This window comes from Kaistella sp. (assembly GCF_032060305.1).
In the GTDB taxonomy this organism is placed as follows: Bacteria; Bacteroidota; Bacteroidia; order Flavobacteriales; family Weeksellaceae; genus Kaistella; species Kaistella yananensis.
On the sequence record NZ_DAMBHK010000039.1, the window covers coordinates 14,664 to 18,195 of the forward strand.

A 3,532-nucleotide genomic window follows, 5' to 3' on the forward strand; every position below is an offset into this window, starting at 1 on the left:
CATTTTTCCCGAAGGTCGTCCATGATGTCGAGGAGCTTAGAAAAGGCTTCAAGTTTCTGTTGTTTGGTATTCATTTGATGGGTGATATTTGATGCTGGATGCTAGATGTTGGATGATGGATGATGGATGTTTGGTACCGAATTACAAATTTACTTCATTTATGCAAAAAACCTTGCCGGTAAAGACAAGGTTTTCATTTCATTTCCTATGGTTTATCCCATTTTTCTGTGGGTACTTTTGGGTGCACTTTTCGCAGAAGAAGTAGAAGCTTTTACTTTAGGAGCAGCGACTTTTTCAGTTTTTGGCGCTGTTTTTTTCGCTGTTTTTTTCTCAGTAACCTCCGCAGGCTGATCTTCAGTTTTTTCCTCAGCAGGAACTTCTGCTTTTACGAAGCTTTCAGGGGTGATGTATCCTGCTTTGCTCAGGATATTATACCACTGTGCCAGTTTTTTGATATCTGAAACATATACCCTTTCGGTATCGTAATCTGGCAGCGACTGGGCCATGAAATCTCTCAGTTCCGCATCCGAAGACTTGTGAGAAATTGCTTCTTTATAATCGTAGTTTTTCGCAACATTTTCGAACACTTCAAATAAAGGAACTTCTTTATCAAAGGTGAACATCGCGATATTATCGAGCAGACTTACCTGAGAAGTATTGCCGATGCTCACTTTCTTCTTGGAAACCACATCCTCGATAATGAAACCGTTTTTCAACTGCGAAATCAGTTTGTAAAGCCCCGGCTTACCGGAAATTGAGATTATTTTTTCTAACTGCATTTTTCTTATTTTTTATATTTTTAGTTCGTTCTTTTATTTCGGAAACCGCATTTTGTAGTTTACCGCCACATCGCCATGAGAAATTTTTACCAGCTTCCCTTTTACCAGTTTTTTCTTCAGTGAGCTGAGATGGTCTGTAAAAAGTATGCCTTCAATATGATCGTATTCATGCTGAATGACACGCGCTCTCATGTCGGAGAACGTGTCGGTATGTTTAACGAAATATTCGTCATAATATTCGATCACGATGGTTTCTTTGCGTTTAACATCTTCGCGGATATCGGGGATTGAAAGACAGCCTTCGTTGAACTTCCATTCTTCACCGGATTCTTCAAGAATCCTGGCGTTGATGAAGACTTTTTTGAAGTCTTTCAGTTCATCAGCGATATCGGCGTAATCTTCGTCTTCAGCAAGGGGCGAAAGATCTGCGATAAAAAGGCGGATATCGAGACCGATCTGCGGAGCTGCCAACCCGATACCATGCGCAGATTCCATGGTTTCGAACATATTACTGATCAGTTCGTTAAGCCCCGGATAATCTTTGTCGATCTCGTGACAGTGTTTCCTTAAAACCGCATCGCCAAATGCACGTATAGGTAATATCATTTTTGTTTCTGTTCTAAAAAATTCTGTAAAATAAGGGTGGCACTTACTTTATCAACCAACCCCTTTTCTTCTCTTTTCTTTTTTCCCTTGCCGCTTTGCGAGATATAGAAAGAGGCCATTTTCGAGGTAAAACGCTCATCAAAACGGTACACTTCAATCTCCGGAAACTGCAGTTTAAATTTCTCAATAAACCCTGAAATTTCCTGCTCTATTTCCGAAAGGTTTCCCTTCAAATCTGTGGGAAGCCCTACTACAATTGCCTCTACCCTATTTTCGGCAAAATAACCGGTAAGAAACGGAAAAAGTTCTACGGTTTCTAAGGTCTGCAAACCGCTGGCAATAATCTGCAGCTCATCGGTCACCGCAATGCCACAGCGTTTTTTGCCATAATCTACCGCCATAATTTTCCCCATAGTCTGCAAATTTACAAATATTTGTCTTTGCTCACAAAATTTAAAAAAAGGTGACATTTATCAATCTGAAATCCGGGACCTTTAATCTTAATCTGCCTAACTTTATTTATTATTTTAATCTAAAAACACTTTGCTGATGAAAGCTTTAGTATTTAATGGACCCGGACAAAAATCGCTGGTCGACTGTCCGATGCCGGTGATTAAAGAATCAACCGATGTGATTGTAAAAATGGTAAAATCTACCATTTGCGGAACCGACCTGCATATCCTGAAAGGAGATGTGCCGGCTGTAACTCCGGGAAGGATTCTGGGACACGAAGGAATGGGTATTGTGGAAGAAGTGGGCGAAGCGGTAAGAAACTTTAAGAAAGGCGACAAAGTCCTTATTTCCTGTATCACCTCCTGCGGAAAATGCGATAACTGTAAAAAACAGCTCTATGCACACTGTTCGGATGGCGGCTGGATTCTGGGACACCTTATCGACGGAACCCAGGCAGAATATGTCCGAATTCCGCATGGCGACAACTCGCTTTATCATTTGAAAGATGATGTGAACGAAGAGGCTGCCGTAATGCTGAGCGATATATTACCAACAGGATTCGAAATTGGGGTACTGAACGGAACCGTGAAACCAGGAGATACGGTTGCCATCGTAGGTGCCGGACCTATCGGATTTGCCGCACTGCTTACCGCACAGTTTTTTGCCCCTGCCAAAATCATTATGATCGATCTTGACCAGGAAAGGCTTGAAGTCTCTAAAAACTTCGGAGCCACCGATATCGTAAACAGCGGTACTGAAAACGCGGTGGAAGCAGTAAAAAGAATTGTGGGCGAAGCAGGCGTAGATGTTGCGATAGAAGCAGTGGGAATTCCTGCTACGTTCGATATCTGCCAAAAGCTGCTGAAACCCGGCGGTCACCTCGCCAATGTGGGTGTACACGGCAAACCGGTAGAACTGCATATTGAGGAACTCTGGATCAGAAACGTCACCATTACCATGGGCCTGGTCTGCACCAGCACTACCAGCATGCTCCTGAAAAATGTTGAAAGCAAGAAACTGCAGCCCGAGAAACTGGTTTCGCACCGCTTCGATTTCAGTGATATGATCAATGCGTATGAAGTATTCGGTAATGCCGCGAAAGAGAAAGTCCTGAAAGTAATTATTAACTTCAACTGACCGTAATTTTTTAATAATCAGGAAGAGAAGCTCACAACTTCTCTTTTTTTTAACTAATTTTATTTCCCCAAAATACAGCGCAATATGAAAACACTAATTCTTGTTCGCCATGCCAAAAGCGACTGGCCGGAAAATACGGATGATTTTGACAGACCCCTTGCCGAAAGCGGTTTACAGGACGCCGTAAAGATGTCGAACTTTTTGAGGAATCAAAACATCGCCATTGATAAGATGGTCTCCAGCCCCGCACTGCGCGCCCTGAATACGTGTGAAATCTTCCATAAAACCTATCCGGTAGCGATGGAAACCAACCCCAAACTTTATAACGCCAACGAAAACAATTTCGAATCTGTGATTTATGAACTGACGGACGAGGTGAAGTCGGTGGCAATGTTCTCTCACAACAACGGCATTTCTAATTTTGCCAATATGATGAGCGGGGATATTTTTGCGTTCCCTACCTGCGGAGTGGCAGGTTTTCAGGTTGACTGTGAGTCGTGGGCAGATTTTGAGGGTGCAAAAAAGAAGTTGCTGTTTTTTTATGAACCGAAGAAGAT

Annotated in this window: 5 protein-coding genes; 2 read left to right on the forward strand and 3 right to left on the reverse strand. The window is 42.5% G+C overall.

Features of this window, described 5'->3' with window-relative positions:
• Nucleotides 1-212 precede the first annotated feature (212 nt).
• Genes V5N63_RS07100 through ruvX form a run of 3 tightly spaced genes read right to left on the reverse strand, consistent with a single transcriptional unit; the run spans nt 213 to nt 1,798 of the window.
• Nucleotides 213-779: a DUF5606 family protein gene (locus V5N63_RS07100; RefSeq protein WP_332033391.1), complete on the reverse strand. Its 567-nt coding sequence runs from the start codon at nt 777-779 to the stop codon at nt 213-215.
• Between the two features lie 33 nt (nt 780-812).
• Complete coding sequence (gene def, locus V5N63_RS07105) at nt 813-1,385, reverse strand: peptide deformylase (protein WP_332033392.1); 573 nt, start codon at nt 1,383-1,385, stop codon at nt 813-815.
• A complete protein-coding gene (gene ruvX / locus V5N63_RS07110) occupies nt 1,382-1,798 on the reverse strand; it encodes a Holliday junction resolvase RuvX (RefSeq protein WP_332033393.1) in 417 nt (138 codons plus the stop codon). The genes def and ruvX overlap by 4 nt, the downstream gene beginning before the upstream one ends.
• Before the next feature lie 136 nt (nt 1,799-1,934).
• Between ruvX and V5N63_RS07115 the strand changes: the two genes are divergently transcribed.
• On the forward strand, nt 1,935-2,975 hold the full coding sequence (locus V5N63_RS07115) for a zinc-dependent alcohol dehydrogenase family protein (protein WP_332033394.1): 1,041 nt from the start codon (nt 1,935-1,937) through the stop codon (nt 2,973-2,975).
• Nucleotides 2,976-3,059: 84 nt separating this feature from the next.
• A partial coding sequence (locus tag V5N63_RS07120; RefSeq protein WP_332033395.1) for a SixA phosphatase family protein occupies nt 3,060-3,532 on the forward strand: 473 nt, incomplete at its 3' end.